Origin of the sequence: Pseudomonas sp. RIT778 (assembly GCF_019718735.1) — a bacterium.
In the GTDB taxonomy this organism is placed as follows: Bacteria; Pseudomonadota; Gammaproteobacteria; order Pseudomonadales; family Pseudomonadaceae; genus Aquipseudomonas; species Aquipseudomonas aphyarum.
The window spans coordinates 79,297-97,356 of sequence record NZ_JAIHBA010000035.1; the positions used below are offsets into that span (position 1 = coordinate 79,297).

The window sequence follows — 18,060 nt, forward strand, 5'->3', positions numbered from 1 at the left end:
TTACTCCTTGTCCTTCAAGACGTCCGGCATATAGGCCCGGTGAAAACCGTTGAACGATTCGCTGTGGGTCGCCTTGTGCAGCGGCCATGCGCGACTGCCCAGGCTGGCCGCGCCATCGATGCGCAAGGTGCTGCCGCTGACGAACGCGGCTGCCGGGCTGAGCAGAAACACGATCGCCGCGCTGACTTCCGATTCGGTGCCGATGCGCTTGAGCGGCACGTGTTCGCGCAAGGTCGGGATCACGGCTTTGAACGCGCCTTCGTAAGTGTCCATGCCGCTGGAAGCGATCCAGCCCGGCGCCACCGCATTCACCCGAACGCCGGCATAACCCCATTCGAACGCCGCCGTCTTGGTGAAGTTGTCCATGCCGGAGCGCGCGGCGCCGGAGTGGCCCATACCGGGCATACCGCCCCACATGTCGGCGAGCATGTTGACGATGTTGCCGCCGTGTTTGCTCATCGACTGGTTGAACACTTCCCGGGCCATCAGGAAACCGCCGACCAGATTGGTCCGCAGCACGGTTTCGAAACCTTTCTGATTGATCGAGGCCAGGGGCGACGGGTACTGGCCACCGGCATTGTTGACCAGCCCGTGGATCGGCCCGTGTTCGCGGATCAGTTCGCTGACCAGCGCCTTCACCGCCTCTTCGTCACGGATATCGCAGGCCTTCCAGTGCGCCCGACCGCCGTCCTCGGCAATTTCGGCGGCGACGGTTTGCAGCTTTTCCGGCTTGCGCCCGACCAGCACCACGTTGGCCCCGAGCGCCGCCAGTTCATGGGCGTTGCAACGCCCGATGCCACTGCCGCCGCCGGTGACGATGACGGTCTGGCCGCTGAACAGATCGGCCCTGAAAATCGATTCGAACGCCATGGTGCCAATCCTCTAGTCGAACTGTTCGGCGATGCTCTGCGGCACCGGGATCTGGATTTCCAGTAGTTGTTGGGCGAAGGCCTTGCCTTGCGGGTCGATGCGCAGACTCGCCACGCCGCCGCCACCGAGGGCGTTTTCCAGCAGGAAGTTGAGGCTGTGGGTGCCCGGCAGATACCAGCGCTCGACCCGGCCGTGAATCGGGTCGAGGACATGGTTCATCCAGTCGACGACCACCGCCGGGGTCAGCGCTTCGGCGATCCACGGCAGGTATTCCGGACGACGCGGCATGACGCCGATGTTGCTGTGATTGCCCTTGTCGCCGGAGCGCGCCACGGCCAGTTTCACCAGCGGCACACTCGCGTCGGCGCGGCCCTGGGGTTTGGGCGTTTCATGGGGCAGGGGCAGATCCTGACTGTCGAGGGTGGCGGGCGCTGGCAGGGCGAACGGGTGGGATTCGCCGGCAATGTCGATCTGCAAGGTGCAGGCGTTTTTGTCGATCAGAAACGAGAACAGCCGGATCAGCGGATACACCGTCGGCCGCCCGCCGACGATGCCGGTCAGGCCCGGCGCCATGCCAGTGGCGGCCTGGGCGATCTCCCGGGAGAACAGGATCAGCGCCTGTTTGTTCGGGTGGCGTACGGCGAGTTTGATCACCACTTCGCGGCTGTCCCGGCGCTGGCCGTGAGGGCCGTAGGTGGCTTCGCTGCCGAGCAGTTCGACGTGGGTTTCGGTGTAGGGCCCGAGGCCTTTCTGGTCGAGCATCTCCGAGGTTTTGTCGAGGATCGCCTGGCTGACGCGCCGGGCTTTTTCCACGGCATCGATGCCGGCGATCAGGCAACTGGCGGTGCAGCGGAAACCGTCCGGATACGTTGCGCTGACCTTGTATTGGTCGCTGGGCGGCAGGCCTTTGGCACCGTGGACCCGAACGGCGTTTTTGCCTTGCTGCTGAAGTTTGATCTGGCTGAAATCGCAGACCACATCGGGCAACAGATAGGCCTGCGGGTCACCGATTTCGTAGAGCATCTGCTCGCCGACCGTCAGCGGTGTGACCAACCCGCCGGAGCCTTCCGGTTTGCTGACGATGAACTGGCCGTCGGCGCTGACTTCGACGATCGGGAAACCGATGTGTTCGTAGTCCGGCACGTCGCGCCAGTCGGTGAAGTTGCCGCCGGTGCACTGCGCGCCGCATTCGATGATGTGCCCGGCCAGGGCCGCTTGCGCGAGTTTGTCGTAGTCGTGCCACGACCAGCCGAATTCATGCACCAGCGCGGCACTGACCACTGCGCTGTCGACCACCCGGCCGGTGATGACGATGTCGGCGCCCAGGCGCAGCGCTTCGACAATGCCCGGTGCGCCGAGGTAGGCGTTGGTCGACACGCACATCGGCGGCAGTGGGGCGCCGCTGAACATTTCCGTGATGCCTTGGGAGGCGAGTTTTTTGAAGTGGGGTTGCAGGTCATCGCCCGACAGCACGGCGATTTTCAACGATACGCCGGCCTTGTCGCAGGCCGCTTGCAGCGCGGCGGCGCAGGCCTTGGGATTGACCCCGCCAGCATTGCTGATGACACGGATTTTCTGTTCGGCCAGTTGCGGCAGCAGGGGCGCGAGGACTTCGATGAAGTCTCCCGCGAACCCGGCCTGCGGGTCCTTCATGCGCGCACCGGCCATGATCGACATGGTGATTTCGGCCAGGTAGTCGAAGACCAGATAATCCAGCTGTCCTGCGGCCACAAGCTGCGCGGCGGCGGTCGAGGTGTCTCCCCAGAATGCGCTGGCGCATCCGATGCGAACCGTGGTGGGCATTTTGATCTCCGACTCAGGAACCTGTGACAGAAGTGCATCGAGGCTACCAAGCAAGCGCTTGGTTTGTAAACAGCTGAAATTATCTTCTGCCCAAGCGCTTGCTTGGTACCCGCCGGCGGCTTAAATTGCCCGCGCAACCCCGCCGTTTCTGCGGCGTGCGGCGCATTTGACTGATCGACTGTAGGAGAGAACGGGTGGACGAGCAAAAAGCCCTGAGGGTCATGCGTGAACTGGTCGATGCCGGCCAGCTGACCGATCCGGACAGCGCTCGCGGCAAACTGCTGCAAGTGGCGGCCCACCTGTTCCGCAACAAAGGCTACGAGCGCACCACGGTGCGCGATCTGGCCGGTGCCGTGGGGATTCAGTCGGGCAGCATCTTTCATCACTTCAAGAGCAAGGATGAAATCCTGCGGGCGGTGATGGAAGAAACCATCCGCTACAACACCGCGCTGATGCGTGCGGCCCTTGCCGATGCCGCCGATGTGCGCGAGCGGGTGCTGGCGCTGATCCGCTGCGAATTGCAGTCGATCATGGGCGGCAGCGGCGAGGCGATGGCGGTGCTGGTGTATGAATGGCGCTCGCTGTCCGAAGACGGCCAGGCCAAAGTGCTAGCACTGCGCGACATCTACGAAGACCTCTGGCTGCAAGTGCTGGGCGAGGCCAAAGAGGCGGGGTTCATCCGTGGCGACGTGTTCATTACCCGACGTTTTCTCACGGGCGCGTTGTCCTGGACCACTACCTGGTTCCGTGCCGGCGGTAGCCTGAGCCTGGATCAACTGGCCGAAGAAGCGCTGATTCTGGTGCTCGAAGAGCGCTAGGCGCTTTCTATCGGGTCGGGAAACTGGCTAACTGGGCGAAACCGCCTAGCTTGAATGCAATGATCGGTACTTTTTCGGGGAGTGGGGTGTTTTGAAGTCTTCGCCAATTCGGACGGCCGCCGGGCTGATGCTCGCAGCGCTGGCTGCATTATGGGTATTGCCTGCTCCGGCGGCGCAAGTGGTTCGGGTGGGCGCGGCGCATTTTCCGCCCTATACCATTCGCCCGGAAAACGGCGCTGACACCGGCCTGCTGCCGGAGCTGGTCGCGGCTTTGAACAGCGCCCAGAGCGACTATCGTTTCGAGCTGGTGCCCACCTCGATTCCCCGCCGGTTCGGCGATTTCAAGGATGGCCGCACGGACATGGCGATCTTCGAAAACCCGGAGTGGGGCTGGAAAGACATTCCCCACATCACCGTAGACATGGGCCTGGAGGACGCGGAGATTTTCGTCGCGCAGAACAAGCCCGGTCGCCAGCAGAACTACTTCGCCGATCTCAAGGGCAAACGGCTGGCGCTGTACAGCGGCTATCACTACGAATTCGCCAACTTCAACGCCGATCCCAAGTACCTCGCCGAAACTTACAGCGCCACGCTGACTTATTCCCACGACAGCAATCTGCTGATGGTCTTGCGCGGGCGCGCGGACATTGCGTTGGTGACGCGCTCGTACCTGTTCGATTACCTGCTGCGCAACGAAAAGGTGCGCGACGAGTTGCTGGTGTCCCAGCGTATCGACCAGATCTACCACCACTACGCGATTCTGAGCCCGAAGGCCCCGATCACCGGCGAAGCCTTCGGTAAACTGCTGCAAGGCCTGCGCGACACCGGGCAGATGCTGAAGATCTTCGATCCATACAAGATTGCAGTGGTGCCGGTACCGCATCAGTGACCGGCGGTTTTTGCCAAACGGCCTAAATTTCCCGCCCCGGCTCACGTCCCATCGTTGAACTGTCGACGATTATCGTGAGCCCGACCCATGTCCAATCTGAATGACCTGACTGCCCTGGCCCTGCCTTCGGGCAGCCAACTGGTAGCCGATGCCACCGAAAGCCGTCTGAGCCTGAGCCTGGACGGGCAACCGCTGATTCGCCTGCGTCTTGATCGTGAAGGCCAGGGGCCGATCCAGATCGATGAGCGCTATGCACTGCCGCCGGGCCAGGCGCTGTGGGCGGCCTGTTATTGGCTGTTTGCCCGGGATCCGGCGCGTCAGCAATTGATCTGGCAACTCGATCAGGCGCCGACCGAAGCCTTGCTCAGCGGTTTGCTGGTGGGCACCGAAGTGGCGGGCGAATATCGCTGTGAGCGCACGTTGTTCTGGCAACTGCCGCAACCGTGGCTTGGCACCTCACTGACCGGCAGTTATCCGCAGCAGATGGTCATCAGCAACGGCAAGCGCCATCCGCTGCGACCGGTGAAACCGCGTGGTGAGGTTTATCGGCGTTTCGATGCGCGCCTCGGTGCCTGGATTTCCCTGCGAACGGTGGAGATCGAGCAGGATCTGGCGCGTTTCAATCGCTGGCAGAACAGCCCGCGCGTCGCCAGTTTCTGGCAGGAAGAGGGCAGCCTCGAACAGCATCGAGAACACCTGAGCAAACTCGACGCCGATCCGCACACGCTGACCCTGATCGGTTGTTTCGATGATCAGCCGTTTGCCTATTTCGAAGCCTACTGGGCCAAGGAAGATCGCATCGCGCCGTTCTACGATGCCGACAATTACGATCGCGGCATTCACATGCTGGTCGGAGAAGAAGACCATCGCGGCCCGCACAAGGTGGCGAGCTGGCTATCGGCGCTGGTGCATTACCTGTTTCTGGATGATCCACGCACTCAGCGCGTCGTTGCCGAACCGCGCGCCGACAACGCGAAGATGATCGGCCACATGCACAACCAGTGCTTCCACTGCGAGAAAGAATTCGACTTCCCGCACAAGCGCGCGGCGCTGATGATCCTCGGACGCGAGCGCTTCTTCGACCGGTGCACGCTGGTATGACATTTCGCTGAAAACAAAAAAGATCGCAGCCCTTCAACGAAGGCTGCGATCTTTTTTTGCGGCCGTTTTTTATCAGCGACGGTTTGCGGACACCGCATCGGCACGGCTGCCGGATACCTTGCGGCAGTGCACCAGCGCATCGCGAATCATGAAGTTGACCAGGGTCGGCGAAACGCCGAGTTCCTTGGCGATGTCCTTCTGCGGCACGCCGTGCAGACGGTACATCTCGAACGCATAGCGGGTGCGGACCGGCAGCTCGGTCAGCGCGTCGGCGATGTGTTCCAGGGTCGAGAAATTGATGTGCGAGGTTTCCGGCGAAGCGCCCTGAATGACCACGTTCAACCCTTCCTCCTCGGGGCCGGCGTACTTCTGCTCCAGCGCCTGTTTGCGGTAGTGATCGATCGCCAGGTTGCGCACGATCTGGAACAGATAACTCAGCTGGGCCTTGATCGACGACGTGATCGGCGGGGCCGATTGCAGTCGGAAGAACGCATCCTGCACCACATCTTCGGCGCGTGACCGGCAGCCGGTAATGCGGGCTGCAATCTTGACCAGAATCAGTCGATTGTCGACGAATGCCTGAAGTAGCGGTGAATCGCACCTGCTTGTGGATACTTGTTCCGTCATGGAAATCACCTTGCTGCCAATAGGTTAGTGGGACGCCTGGGGGACGGGGCCGTCCTACACATCGAGCGACAAATTATGTTGAATGATAATGATTGTCAATTGAGAAAGAGAACTAATGATCCATAACAGTGCGATCTGAGAACTGCGACACGCCGCCGCACTCGCCCAAGCGCCCAGCCCCGTTGGCGATCCAGCCTGCCGACTAATTATTTCAAGACGTCATCCGTTCTCATTGGTGAATGGATCCGGGTAATGCAGCCCGGACCTACCGCATTCCAATGCCTTGCACGGTCGGCGAAGACCGTGTCCCGCATGCCTTGCACGGGCATGCCGCAGCCAACCCGATTCCACCAGCAAGCCGAATTCAGGCAGGAAACCTCATGACCGACGCGTTCGAACTCCCCAGCACCCTGGTCCAAGCCCTCCAGCGCCGCGCGGCCCTGACGCCGGATCGGCTGGCCTTGCGCTTTCTCGCGGAAACCGAGGAGCAGGCTGTGGTGCTCAGTTATCGCGAACTCGATCAGCGCGCGCGCACCATCGCGGCAGCGTTGCAGGCCGAGGCCGGATTCGGTGATCGCGCGGTATTGCTGTTTCCGAGCGGCCCGGATTACGTCGCGGCGTTCTTTGGTTGCCTGTACGCGGGCGTGATCGCGGTGCCGGCTTATCCGCCGGAATCGGCCAAGCGTCACCATCAGGAACGCCTGCTGTCGATCATCGCCGACGCCGAACCGCGCTTGCTGCTGACCAGCGCCGACCTGCGCGACGCCCTGCAGCAAATCGAAGGCGCGCCGCCGCTGTTGTGCGTCGATACCCTCGACGCTGCACTGGCCGAACGCTGGGTCGAACCGACCTTGCCCCAAGATCACATCGCCTTCCTGCAATACACCTCCGGCTCGACCGCGCTGCCCAAGGGCGTGCAAGTCAGCCACGGCAATCTGGTGGCCAACGAACTGTTGATCCGCCATGGCTTCGGCATCGACGTGAACCCGGACGACGTGATTGTCAGCTGGCTGCCGCTGTACCACGACATGGGCCTGATCGGCGGTCTGCTGCAACCGATCTTCAGCGGTGTGCCGTGCATCCTGATGTCGCCGGCGTATTTCCTTGGCCGCCCGTTGCGCTGGCTCGAAGCGATCAGCCAATACGGCGGCACCATCAGCGGTGGCCCTGACTTCGCTTATCGTCTGTGCAGCGAGCGGGTCAGCGAATCGGCGCTGGAACGCCTCGACCTGAGCCGTTGGCGCGTGGCCTATTCCGGCTCCGAGCCGATCCGTCTCGACACCCTCGAACGCTTCGCCGAGAAGTTCACGGCGTGCGGTTTCAGCGAAAGCAGTTTCATGGCGTCCTACGGTCTGGCGGAAGCGACCCTGTTCGTCGCCGGCACACCGCGCGGCACAGGGATTCCTGCACTGCGCGTCGACGATCAGGCCCTGGCACAGAACCGCGCCGAAGCGGGCGAGGGCAGCCCGATCATGAGTTGCGGTATCAGCCAGCCCGATCATGCGGTGCTGATCGTCGAGCCGAACACCCTTGAAGAACTGGCCGACAATGCCGTCGGTGAAGTCTGGGCTACCGGCCCGAGCATCGCCCTCGGCTACTGGCGCAACCCCGAGGCCAGCGCCAAGACCTTCGTCCAGCACGCCGGCCAGACCTGGCTGCGCACCGGTGACCTGGGCTTCATTCGCGACGGTGAACTGTTCATCACCGGTCGCCTGAAAGACATGCTGATCGTGCGCGGCCACAACCTCTATCCGCAGGATCTCGAGAAAACGGTCGAGAACGAAGTTGAGGTGGTGCGCAAGGGCCGCGTCGCCGCGTTCTCGGTCAATCAGAATGGCGAAGAAGGTATCGGCATCGCGGCGGAAATCAGCCGCAGCGTGCAGAAAATCCTCCCGCCCGAAGCGCTGATCAAAGCCATCCGCCAGGCCGTGGCCGAGGCTTATCAGGAAGCGCCGAGCGTGGTGGTGTTGCTCAATCCGGGTGCGCTGCCGAAAACCTCCAGCGGCAAGCTGCAACGTTCGGCCTGCCGTAATCGCCTGGCTGATGGCAGCCTCGACAGCTACGCGGTATTCCCGTCGGCCATCGCTGAAACCGCTCATGAGTCGACCGCGTCCGCCTCCGAACTGGAAGCGTTGATCGGCAAAATCTGGGCCGAGCAACTCAACGTCAAACAGGTCAACGCCGACGATCACTTCTTCCTGCTCGGCGGCAACTCGATCGCCGCGACTCAAGTGATCGCCAAGGTTCGCGAAGAGCTGAGCCTGGAGCTGAACCTGCGCCTGCTGTTCGAAGCACCGACCCTGTCCGCATTCGCCGCCGCCGTGGCACAGCAGCAACAGGACGGCGGCAGCGCCCAAGGCGAAATCACCGCACTGTCGCGCACCGAAGCACTACCGCAATCCCTGGCGCAAAACCGTCTGTGGATCACCTGGCAGCTTGACCCGCAAAGCAGCGCCTACAACATCCCCGGCGCCCTGCGCCTGCGCGGCGAACTGGACGAAGACGCCCTGCGCGCCAGTTTCCAGCAACTGATCGAACGTCATGAATCCCTGCGTACACGTTTCTTCGAGCGCGACGGTGTGGCGTTGCAACAGGTCGAAGCGGCGGGTGAGTTCAACCTGCAACTGATCGACATCAGCGACCTGCCGGCCAGCGAGCGTGAAGCCCGCGCACAACAGATCCGCGAGGACGAAGCCCGCACCCAGTTCGATCTGGAGAAAGGCCCGTTGCTGTGGGTGACGCTGGTTCGCCTCGACGACGAAGATCACCAGTTGCTGGTGACCCTGCACCACATCATCGCCGACGGCTGGTCGCTGAACGTGTTGATCGACGAGTTCTCGCGCCTGTACGCCGCCGCTTCCCAAAGCCAGCGCGCGGAACTGGCGCCGCTGCCAACCCAATATGCTGACTACGGCAGCTGGCAGCGCCAATGGCTGGCGCAAGGCGAGGGCGAGCGGCAACTGGCGTACTGGAAAGCGCAGTTGGGTGACGAGCATCCGACCCTGGAACTGGCGACCGACCATCCGCGTTCTGCCAAGCAAAAGCACAGCGCCGCCCGCCACAGCGTTCGCCTGGGAATCAGCCTCAGCGATGCCATTCGCCAGACGGCACAGGCTTATCAATCCACCCCGTTCATGCTGCTGCTCTCGGCGTTCCAGAGTTTGCTGCATCGCTACAGCGGCCAGCGCGACATTCGCATCGGTGTGCCGAACGCCAACCGTCCGCGTCTGGAAACCCAGGGCCTGATCGGCTTCTTCATCAACACCCAGGTGCTGCGCGCCGACGTCGATTCGCGTCTGCCGTTCACCGAACTGCTGGCGCAAACCCGACAAGCTGCGCTCGGTGCGCAGGCGAATCAGGATCTGCCATTCGAACAACTGCTCGAAGCCTTCCCGCAGGCCCGCGAACAAGGCCTGTTCCAGGTCATGTTCAACCACCAGCAGCGCGACCTGAGTGCGCTCAAACGTCTGCCGGGCCTGCTGGCCGAGGAACTGCCGTGGCACAGCCGCGAGGCCAAGTTCGATCTGCAACTGCACAGCGAAGAAGACCGAAACGGTCGCCTGACGCTGTCGTTCGACTACGCCGATGAACTGTTCGACGCCGCGACCATCGAGCGCCTTGCCGAGCATTTCAGCAACCTGCTGCGAGCGGTTTGCGAACGTCCGGAGCAAACCATCGGCGATCTGCAATTGCTGACCGCCGCCGAAAATACTCAGCAAAGCGAATGGAGCATTGCCCCGTGCACCCCGGCGCAACAATGGCTGCCGGAACTGCTCAACGAACAAGCGCGGCAAACCCCTGATCGCACCGCACTGGTGTGGGACGGCGGCAGCCTCGACTTCGCCGAACTGCACGCCCAGGCCAACCGTCTCGCCCATTACCTGCGCGACAAAGGCGTCGGCCCGGACGTGTGCGTGGCCATCGCCGCCGAGCGTTCGCCGCAACTGCTGATCGGCCTGCTGGCGATCATCAAGGCCGGTGGCGCCTACGTGCCGCTGGACCCGGATTACCCGGCCGAGCGTCTGGCCTACATGCTCAATGACAGCGGCGTCGAACTGCTGCTGACCCAGACCACATTGCTCGACCGCTTGCCGGCCAGCGAAGGCGTCAGCGTGATCGCCATGGACACCCTGCACCTGGAGAACTGGCCGAGCCAGGCACCGGGTCTGCATCTGCACGGCGACAACTTCGCCTACGTGATTTACACCTCCGGCTCCACCGGCCAGCCGAAAGGCGTGGGCAACACTCACGCGGCGCTGGCCGAACGTCTGCAATGGATGCAGAACTCTTATCGCCTGAACGACACCGACGTGCTGATGCAAAAGGCGCCGATCAGTTTCGACGTGTCGGTGTGGGAATGCTTCTGGCCGCTGATCACCGGTGCGCGTCTGCTGATCGCCGGCCCCGGTGAACACCGCGATCCGCATCGCATCGCGCAGCTTGTTCAAGAATATGGCGTGACCACGCTGCACTTCGTGCCGCCGCTGCTTTCGCTGTTTATCGACGAACCGTTGAGCACCGAATGCACCAGCCTGCGTCGCGTGTTCTCCGGTGGTGAGGCGCTGCCGGCGGAACTGCGCAACCGCGTGCTGGCGCAACTGCCGGCGGTGCAGCTGCACAACCGCTATGGCCCTACCGAAACCGCGATCAACGTCACCCACTGGCATTGCAGCGTGGCGGATGGCGAGCGTTCGCCGATTGGCCGTCCGCTGGGCAACGTGGTCTGCCGCGTGCTCGATAGCGATCTCAATCCAGTGCCGGCCGGTGTGCCGGGTGAACTGTGCATCAGCGGCATCGGCCTGGCCCGTGGTTACCTCGGGCGTCCGGCGCTGACTGCCGAACGTTTCGTGGTCGATCCGCTGGGCGAGCAGGGCGCGCGGCTGTACCGCAGCGGTGACCGCGCACGCTGGACGAATGATGGCGTGATCGAATACCTCGGCCGTCTCGATCAGCAGGTCAAACTGCGCGGCTTCCGCGTCGAGCCGGAAGAAATCGAAGCGCGTCTGCTGGCTCAGGATGGCGTCGCTCAGGCCGCCGTGCTGGTGCGTGAAACCGTCGCCGGCCCGCAACTGATCGGCTACTTCACCGCCACTGATGCCAGTGAAGATCAGGACGGGCAAATCGCTCGCCTGAAAACCGCACTCGCCGCCGAGCTGCCGGAATACATGGTTCCGGCGCAACTGATGCGTCTGGACGCAATGCCCCTGAGTCCGAGCGGCAAACTCGACCGCCGCGCCTTGCCCGAGCCGCAATGGCAGGTGCGCGAACACGTCGAGCCGGTCACCGAGCTGGAACAGCAGATCGCCGCAATCTGGCGCGAAGTGCTCGGCCTGAAACAGATCGGCCTGCGCGACGACTTCTTCGCCCTCGGCGGTCACTCGCTGCTGGCCACCCAAATCATCTCCCGCACCCGTCAGGCCTGCGACGTCGAGCTGCCGCTGCGTGCCTTGTTCGAGCACAGCGAACTGGGTGATTTCGCCGAACAGATCCGCCAGATCCAGGCCAGCGGTCGCACCAACAAACAGCCGCCGATCGACAAGGTTGATCGCAGCAAACCGGTGCCGCTGTCCTACTCACAGCAGCGCATGTGGTTCCTCTGGCAGATGGAACCGGACAGCCCGGCGTACAACGTCGGCGGCATGGCGCGCCTGCGTGGCGTGCTGGATGTCGGGCGTTTCGAGGCCGCGCTGCAAGCGTTGATCCTGCGTCACGAAACCCTGCGCACCACGTTCCCGAGCATCGATGGCGTGGCTCGTCAGCAGGTGCATGCCGAGACCGGCGTGCGCATGGACTGGAAGGATTTCTCGAAACTCGCCACCGATGTGCGCGAGCAGAAAGTTCAGCAACTGGCCGACGATGAAGCGCATCTACCGTTCGATCTGGAAACCGGCCCGCTGCTGCGCGCCTGCCTGGTCAAGACTGCCGAGCAAGAGCATTACTTCGTCCTGACCCTGCACCACATCGTCACCGAAGGCTGGGCGATGGACATCTTCGCCCGTGAACTCAGCGCGCTGTATGAAGCGTTCGTCGACGATCGCGAATCGCCGCTGCAACCGTTGCCGGTGCAGTACCTCGACTACAGCGTGTGGCAGCGCAACTGGCTGGAGTCCGGCGAGCGTCAGCGTCAGCTCGACTACTGGACTGCACAACTGGGCCGCGAACATCCGCTGTTGGAACTGCCGGGCGACCGTCCGCGTCCGCCGGTGCAAAGTCACCAGGGCGAGCTGTTCCGTTTCGACCTCAGCGACGATCTTGCCGCGCGGGTTCGCGCGTTCAATGCGCAGAACGGTCTGACCCTGTTCATGACCATGACCGCCGCCCTTGCGACCTTGCTTTACCGCTACAGCGGCCAGACCGATCTGCGCATCGGTGCGCCGGTGGCCAACCGTATCCGTCCGGAAAGCGAAGGCCTGATCGGTGCGTTCCTCAACACTCAGGTGCTGCGTTGCCAGCTCGACGGCCAGATGTCGGTCGGCGAATTGTTCGAGCAGGTGCGTCACACCGTGATCGAAGGTCAGTCCCATCAGGATCTGCCGTTCGATCATCTGGTGGAGGCGTTGCAGCCACCGCGCAGTGCCGCGTACAACCCGTTGTTCCAGGTGATGTGCAACGTGCAGCGCTGGGAATTCCAGCAAAGCCGCATGCTCGCCGGCATGACCGTCGAGTACCTGGCCAACGATGCGCGGGCCACCAAGTTCGACCTCAACCTGGAAGTCACCGACCTCGACCATCGCCTCGGTTGCTGCCTGACTTACAGCACTGACTTGTTCGATGAACCGACCATCGCACGCATGGCCAAGCACTGGCGCAATTTGCTGGAAGCGTTGATCGCCGACCCGCAACAACGCCTCAGCGAACTGCCGCTGCTCGATGCGCCTGAGCAACAGCAATTGCTCGACAGCCTTGGCGTCGAGCCGGGCGAGCGTCGTCTCGACCAGTGCATTCATCACCTGTTCGCCGAGCAGGCACTGGCGCGCAAAGATGCGCCAGCCCTGACCTTCGCCGGGAAGACCCTGAGCTACGCCGAACTCGATGCCCGCGCCAACCGTTTGGCCTGGGCTCTGCGTGAACGCGGTGTCGGCCCGCAAGTGCGGGTCGGCCTGGCGCTGGAGCGTTCGCTGGAAATGGTCGTCGGCCTGCTGGCGATCCTCAAGGCCGGTGGCGCCTATGTGCCGCTGGATCCGGAATACCCGCTCGACCGTCTGCATTACATGATCGAAGACAGCGGCGTCGGCCTGCTGCTCAGCGACCGCGCGATGTTCAAGGCCCTCGGCGAACTGCCGTCGAACGTGGCGCGCTGGTGCCTGGAAGATGACAGCGCCGCGCTGGACGATTACCCGGCCGCTGAGCTGCCATTCATCAGCCTGCCGCAGCATCAGGCGTACCTGATCTACACCTCGGGTTCCACCGGCAAGCCGAAAGGCGTGGTGGTGTCCCACGGTGAAATCGCCATGCACTGCCAGGCGGTGATCGAGCGCTTCGGCATGCGTGCGGACGACTGCGAATTGCATTTCTATTCAATCAACTTCGACGCCGCCACCGAGCGTCTGCTGGTGCCGCTGCTGAGCGGTGCGCAGGTGGTGCTGCGTGCGCAAGGTCAGTGGGACGCGGAAGAAATCTGCGGCCTGATCCGTGAACATCGGATCAATATTCTCGGTTTCACCCCGAGTTACGGCAGCCAGTTGGCGCAGTTCCTCGCGACGCAGAACGACATCCTGCCGGTGCGCATGATCATCACCGGCGGCGAAGCGCTGACAGGCGAGCACCTGCAACGGATTCGCGCGGCGTTCAAGCCAAGCCTGTTCTTCAACGCCTACGGCCCGACCGAAACCGTGGTCATGCCGCTGGCCAGTCTTGCGCCGGAAGTGCTGGAAGAGGGCGCCGGCAGTGTGCCGATCGGCAGCGTGATCGGTGATCGCGTGGCCTACATTCTCGATGTCGATCTGGCGCTGGTGCCGCAAGGCGCGACCGGTGAATTGTTCGTCGGCGGCGCCGGTCTGGCGGTGGGGTATCACGAGCGTGCAGGCATCACCGCCGAACGTTTCGTCGCCGACCCGTTTGCCGTCGATGGCGGGCGCATGTACCGCACCGGCGACCTGGTGCGCCAGCGTGCCGACGGTCTGGTGGAATACCTGGGACGGATCGACCATCAGGTGAAGATCCGTGGTTTCCGGATCGAACTGGGCGAGATCGAAACCCGTCTGCTCGATCACGATTCGATCCGCGAAGCGGTGGTGCTGGCGCTGGATGCGCCGAGCGGCAAGCAACTGGTCGGCTATCTCGTGACCGAGGTCGCTTCGCGAAGCGAAGCCGAGCAGGCCGAACTGCGCGATGCGCTGAAGGCGCACCTGAAGACGCAACTGCCGGACTACATGGTGCCGACCCATCTGATTCTGCTGGCGAGCATGCCGCTGACCGCCAACGGCAAACTCGACCGCCGCGCCTTGCCGGCACCGGATCCGGAGCTCAATCGTCAGGATTACGTGGCGCCAAGCAACGAGCTGGAGCAGACCCTGGCGCAGATCTGGTGCGAGGTGCTCAACGTCGAGCAGGTCGGTCTCAACGACAACTTCTTCGAACTGGGCGGCGACTCGATCCTGTCGATTCAAGTGGTCAGCCGCGCGCGTCAGCAGGGCATTCACTTCAGCCCGCGTGATCTGTTCCAGCATCAGACTGTGCAGACCTTGGCCGCCGTTGCCAGCCGCAGTGAAACCGTCACCGCCGAGCAAGGTCTGGTGACGGGCGAATCGCGTCTGACACCGATCCAGCATTGGTTCTTCGACACCGAGATTCCCGAGCGTCAGCACTGGAACCAGGCGTTGCTGCTGGAGCCGACGGTGGCGCTGGAACCGCACCGTCTGGAGCAAGCACTGTTGGCGGTGATCGAGCAGCACGATGCCCTGCGTCTGCGCTTCAGCGAGGTCAACGGCGCATGGCAGGCAACCCATCAACCGGTGACCGATGCTGCCGTGCTGTGGCAGGTTCGCGTGCCGTCGATGGACAAATGCGCCGCGCTGTTCGCCGATGCCCAGCGCAGCCTCGACCTTGCCCAAGGCCCGCTGTTGCGTGCAGTTTTGGTCGATGGGCCGGACGCTCGGCAACGGCTGTTCATCGCGATCCATCACCTGGTGGTCGACGGTGTGTCGTGGCGCGTTCTGCTCGACGATCTGCAAACCGTGTATCGCCAGCTCGACGCCGATCGGTCGGTGAAACTGCCGGCCAAAACCAGTGCCTTCAAGGACTGGGCGGCGCGCTTGCAGGCCTACGCCGGCAGCGAATCCCTGCGTGAAGAACTGAGCTGGTGGCAAGCGCAACTGGCCGGCCCGACTGCCGATTTGCCGTGCGAACGTCCTGAGGGCGGTCGCGAGAATCGGCATGCGCAAACTGTCAGTGTGCGTCTGGATGCCGAGCGCACCAGGCAACTGCTGCAACAGGCACCGAGCGCCTATCGCACGCAGGTCAACGACCTGTTGCTGACCGCGCTGGCCCGCGTGCTGTGCCGCTGGAGCGGTCAGCCGTCGGCGCTGATTCAACTGGAAGGCCACGGCCGCGAAACCCTGTTCGACGAGATCGACCTGACCCGCACCGTCGGCTGGTTCACCAGCGCCTATCCGCTGCGCCTGACCCCGCACAACATCGAAGAGGCCGCCGGGCAGGGCGCTTCGATCAAGGCGATCAAGGAGCAACTGCGCGCCGTTCCGCACAAAGGCCTCGGTTATGGCGTACTGCGTTATCTCGCCGATGACGCCAGCCGTCAAAGCATGGCGGCGTTGCCGAACGCACCGATCACCTTCAACTACCTCGGCCAGTTCGACCAGAGCTTCGGCAGCGATGCGCTGTTCCGTCCGCTGGATGAATCGGTCGGTGCCGCCCACGATCCGCACGCACCACTGCCGAACGAGTTGAGCGTCGACAGTCAGGTGTACGGCGGGGAACTGCTGCTGCGCTGGACCTTCAGCGCCGAACGCTACGACGCGCAGACCATCAACGAGTTGGCCGATGCCTACGTCGGCGAGTTGCAGAGCCTGATCGAACATTGCCTGCAGGACGAGGCCGGTGGCCTGACGCCGTCGGACTTCCCGCTGGCCAAACTGACCCAGGCGCAGCTCGACGCACTGCCGGTGCCGGCGGCGCACATCGAAGACGTGTACCCGCTGACCCCGATGCAGGAAGGCATGCTGCTGCACACCTTGCTCGAACCGGGCACCGGTCTGTACTACATGCAGGATCGCTACCGCATCAACAGCGAACTCGACCCCGAGCGTTTCGCCCGGGCGTGGCAAGCGGTGGTCGCCCGTCACGAAGCGCTGCGTGCGTCGTTCTGCTGGAACGTCGGCGAAGACATGCTGCAAGTGATCCACACACCGGGTCGCACGCCGATCGAGTACCTGGACTGGAGCGCCATCGCTGACGCCGAGCAGGAGCCGAAACTGCAAGCGCTGCTCAAGGCCGAACGCGAAGCCGGGTTCGATCTGCTCAATCAGGCACCGTTCCACCTGCGCCTGATCAAGGTTGGCGCGGCGCGTTACTGGTTCATGATGAGCAACCACCACATCCTGATCGATGCCTGGTGCCGTTCGCTGCTGATGAACGATTTCTTCGAGATCTATACCGCCCTGGGCGAAGGTCGCGAAGCGCAATTGGCGGTGCCGCCGCGTTATCGCGATTACATCGGCTGGCTGCAACGCCAGAGCCTGGCCGAAGCGCGTCAGTGGTGGCAGCAGAACCTGCAAGGCTTCGAGCGCACTACGCCGATCCCGAGCGACCGCCCGTTCCTGCGTGAACACGCCGGCGAAAGCGGCGGCATGATCGTCGGCGACCGCTACACCCGACTGAATGTCGAGGACGGCGCCCGTCTGCGCGAACTGGCCCAGGCCCATCAACTGACCATCAACACCTTCGCCCAGGCGGCGTGGGCACTGGTGCTGCGCCGCATGAGCGGTGATCGCGACGTGCTGTTCGGCGTGACCGTTGCCGGGCGTCCGGTGGAAATGCCGGAGATGCAGCGCACCGTCGGCCTGTTCATCAACAGCATCGCGCTGCGGGTGCAGATTCCGGCGGACGATCAGCGCGCCAGCGTGCGTCAGTGGCTGAGCGGTCTGCTCGACAGCAACATGCAACTGCGCGAGTACGAATACCTGCCGCTGGTGAACATCCAGGAACAGAGCGAACTGCCGAAAGGCCAGCCGCTGTTCGACAGTCTGTTCGTGTTCGAAAACGCCCCAGTGGAAGTCTCGGTGCTGGACCGTGCGCAGAGCCTCAACGCGACCTCGGACTCGGGCCGTACCCATACCAACTTCCCGCTGACAGCCGTGTGCTACCCGGGTGACGACCTCGGTCTGCACCTGTCTTACGACCAACGTTACTTCGACGAGTCGACTATCGAGCGCATGCTCGGTGAGTTCAAGCGTCTGTTGCTGGCGTTGGTCGACGGCTTCCATGGCGACATGGCCGACCTGCCGCTGCTTGGCCAAGAGGAACAGGACTTCCTGCTCCACGGCTGCAACCAGAGTGAGCACGACTATCCACTGGAACAGAGCTACGTCGAGCTGTTCGAAGCGCAGGTCGCACAACATCCGCAACGCATTGCCGCCAGTTGCCTTGATCAGCAGCTGAGCTATGCCGAGCTGAACCAGAACGCCAACCGTCTCGGCCATGCACTGGTCGCGGCCGGGGTGCAGATGGATCAACCGGTGGCGCTGCTGGGCGAACGTAATCTGGATCTGCTGGGCATGATCATCGGCAGCTTCAAGGCCGGTGCCGGTTACTTGCCACTGGATCCGGGCCTGCCGAGCCAGCGTCTGCAACGGATCATCGAGCTCAGTCGCACGCCGGTGCTGGTGTGTACCGAAGCTTGCCGTGAACAGGCGACGACCTTGCTGGATGAGTTCAGCTGCGCCAACCGTCCACGCTTGCTGGTGTGGGAAGAGGTTCAGACCGGCGCGGTGTCGT

Annotated in this window: 7 protein-coding genes; 4 read left to right on the plus strand and 3 right to left on the minus strand. The window is 63.1% G+C overall.

Annotation, left to right across the window (positions count from 1 at the left end; genetic code table 11):
- Both K5E37_RS23715 and K5E37_RS23720 read right to left on the minus strand, forming a co-directional pair.
- The gene (locus K5E37_RS23715) at positions 1-870 is read right to left on the minus strand and encodes an SDR family oxidoreductase (protein WP_221535319.1); all 870 of its coding nucleotides are present in this window, start codon (positions 868-870) and stop codon (positions 1-3) included.
- 12 nt (positions 871-882) lie between these two features.
- On the minus strand, positions 883-2,673 hold the full coding sequence (locus K5E37_RS23720) for an acyclic terpene utilization AtuA family protein (RefSeq protein ID WP_221535320.1): 1,791 nt from the start codon (positions 2,671-2,673) through the stop codon (positions 883-885).
- Positions 2,674-2,867: 194 nt separating this feature from the next.
- Here K5E37_RS23720 and K5E37_RS23725 point away from each other — a divergent pair, with 194 nt between their 5' ends.
- From K5E37_RS23725 to K5E37_RS23735, 3 genes are all read left to right on the plus strand, one after another.
- Positions 2,868-3,491 (plus strand): TetR/AcrR family transcriptional regulator, encoded by a 624-nt coding sequence (locus K5E37_RS23725; RefSeq protein ID WP_007955773.1) that lies wholly within the window; start codon positions 2,868-2,870, stop codon positions 3,489-3,491.
- Positions 3,492-3,582: 91 nt separating this feature from the next.
- Positions 3,583-4,380, plus strand: a complete 798-nt coding sequence (locus K5E37_RS23730; RefSeq protein WP_221535321.1) for an ABC transporter substrate-binding protein — start codon at positions 3,583-3,585, stop codon at positions 4,378-4,380.
- An 87-nt stretch (positions 4,381-4,467) separates the two neighbouring features.
- The gene (locus K5E37_RS23735; protein WP_221535322.1) at positions 4,468-5,481 is read left to right on the plus strand and encodes a GNAT family N-acetyltransferase; all 1,014 of its coding nucleotides are present in this window, start codon (positions 4,468-4,470) and stop codon (positions 5,479-5,481) included.
- Between the two features lie 72 nt (positions 5,482-5,553).
- Here the strand turns inward: K5E37_RS23735 and K5E37_RS23740 are convergent, their stop codons facing one another.
- The gene (locus K5E37_RS23740; protein ID WP_007955779.1) at positions 5,554-6,108 is read right to left on the minus strand and encodes an RNA polymerase factor sigma-70; all 555 of its coding nucleotides are present in this window, start codon (positions 6,106-6,108) and stop codon (positions 5,554-5,556) included.
- Positions 6,109-6,488: 380 nt separating this feature from the next.
- On the opposite strand from K5E37_RS23740, the gene K5E37_RS23745 reads away from it, so the two are divergent.
- Positions 6,489-18,060: non-ribosomal peptide synthase/polyketide synthase (locus tag K5E37_RS23745; protein ID WP_221535323.1), on the plus strand; the 11,572-nt coding region annotated here is incomplete at its 3' end.

Bases quoted from the DNA above. Each gene is read 5' to 3' on its own strand.
- K5E37_RS23715 (WP_221535319.1), bottom strand. From the start codon at position 870: ATGGCGTTCGAATCGATTTTCAGGGCCGATCTGTTCAGCGGCCAGACC.
- K5E37_RS23735 (WP_221535322.1), top strand. From the start codon at position 4,468: ATGTCCAATCTGAATGACCTGACTGCCCTGGCCCTGCCTTCGGGCAGC.
- K5E37_RS23720 (WP_221535320.1), bottom strand. From the start codon at position 2,673: ATGCCCACCACGGTTCGCATCGGATGCGCCAGCGCATTCTGGGGAGAC.
- K5E37_RS23740 (WP_007955779.1), bottom strand. From the start codon at position 6,108: ATGACGGAACAAGTATCCACAAGCAGGTGCGATTCACCGCTACTTCAG.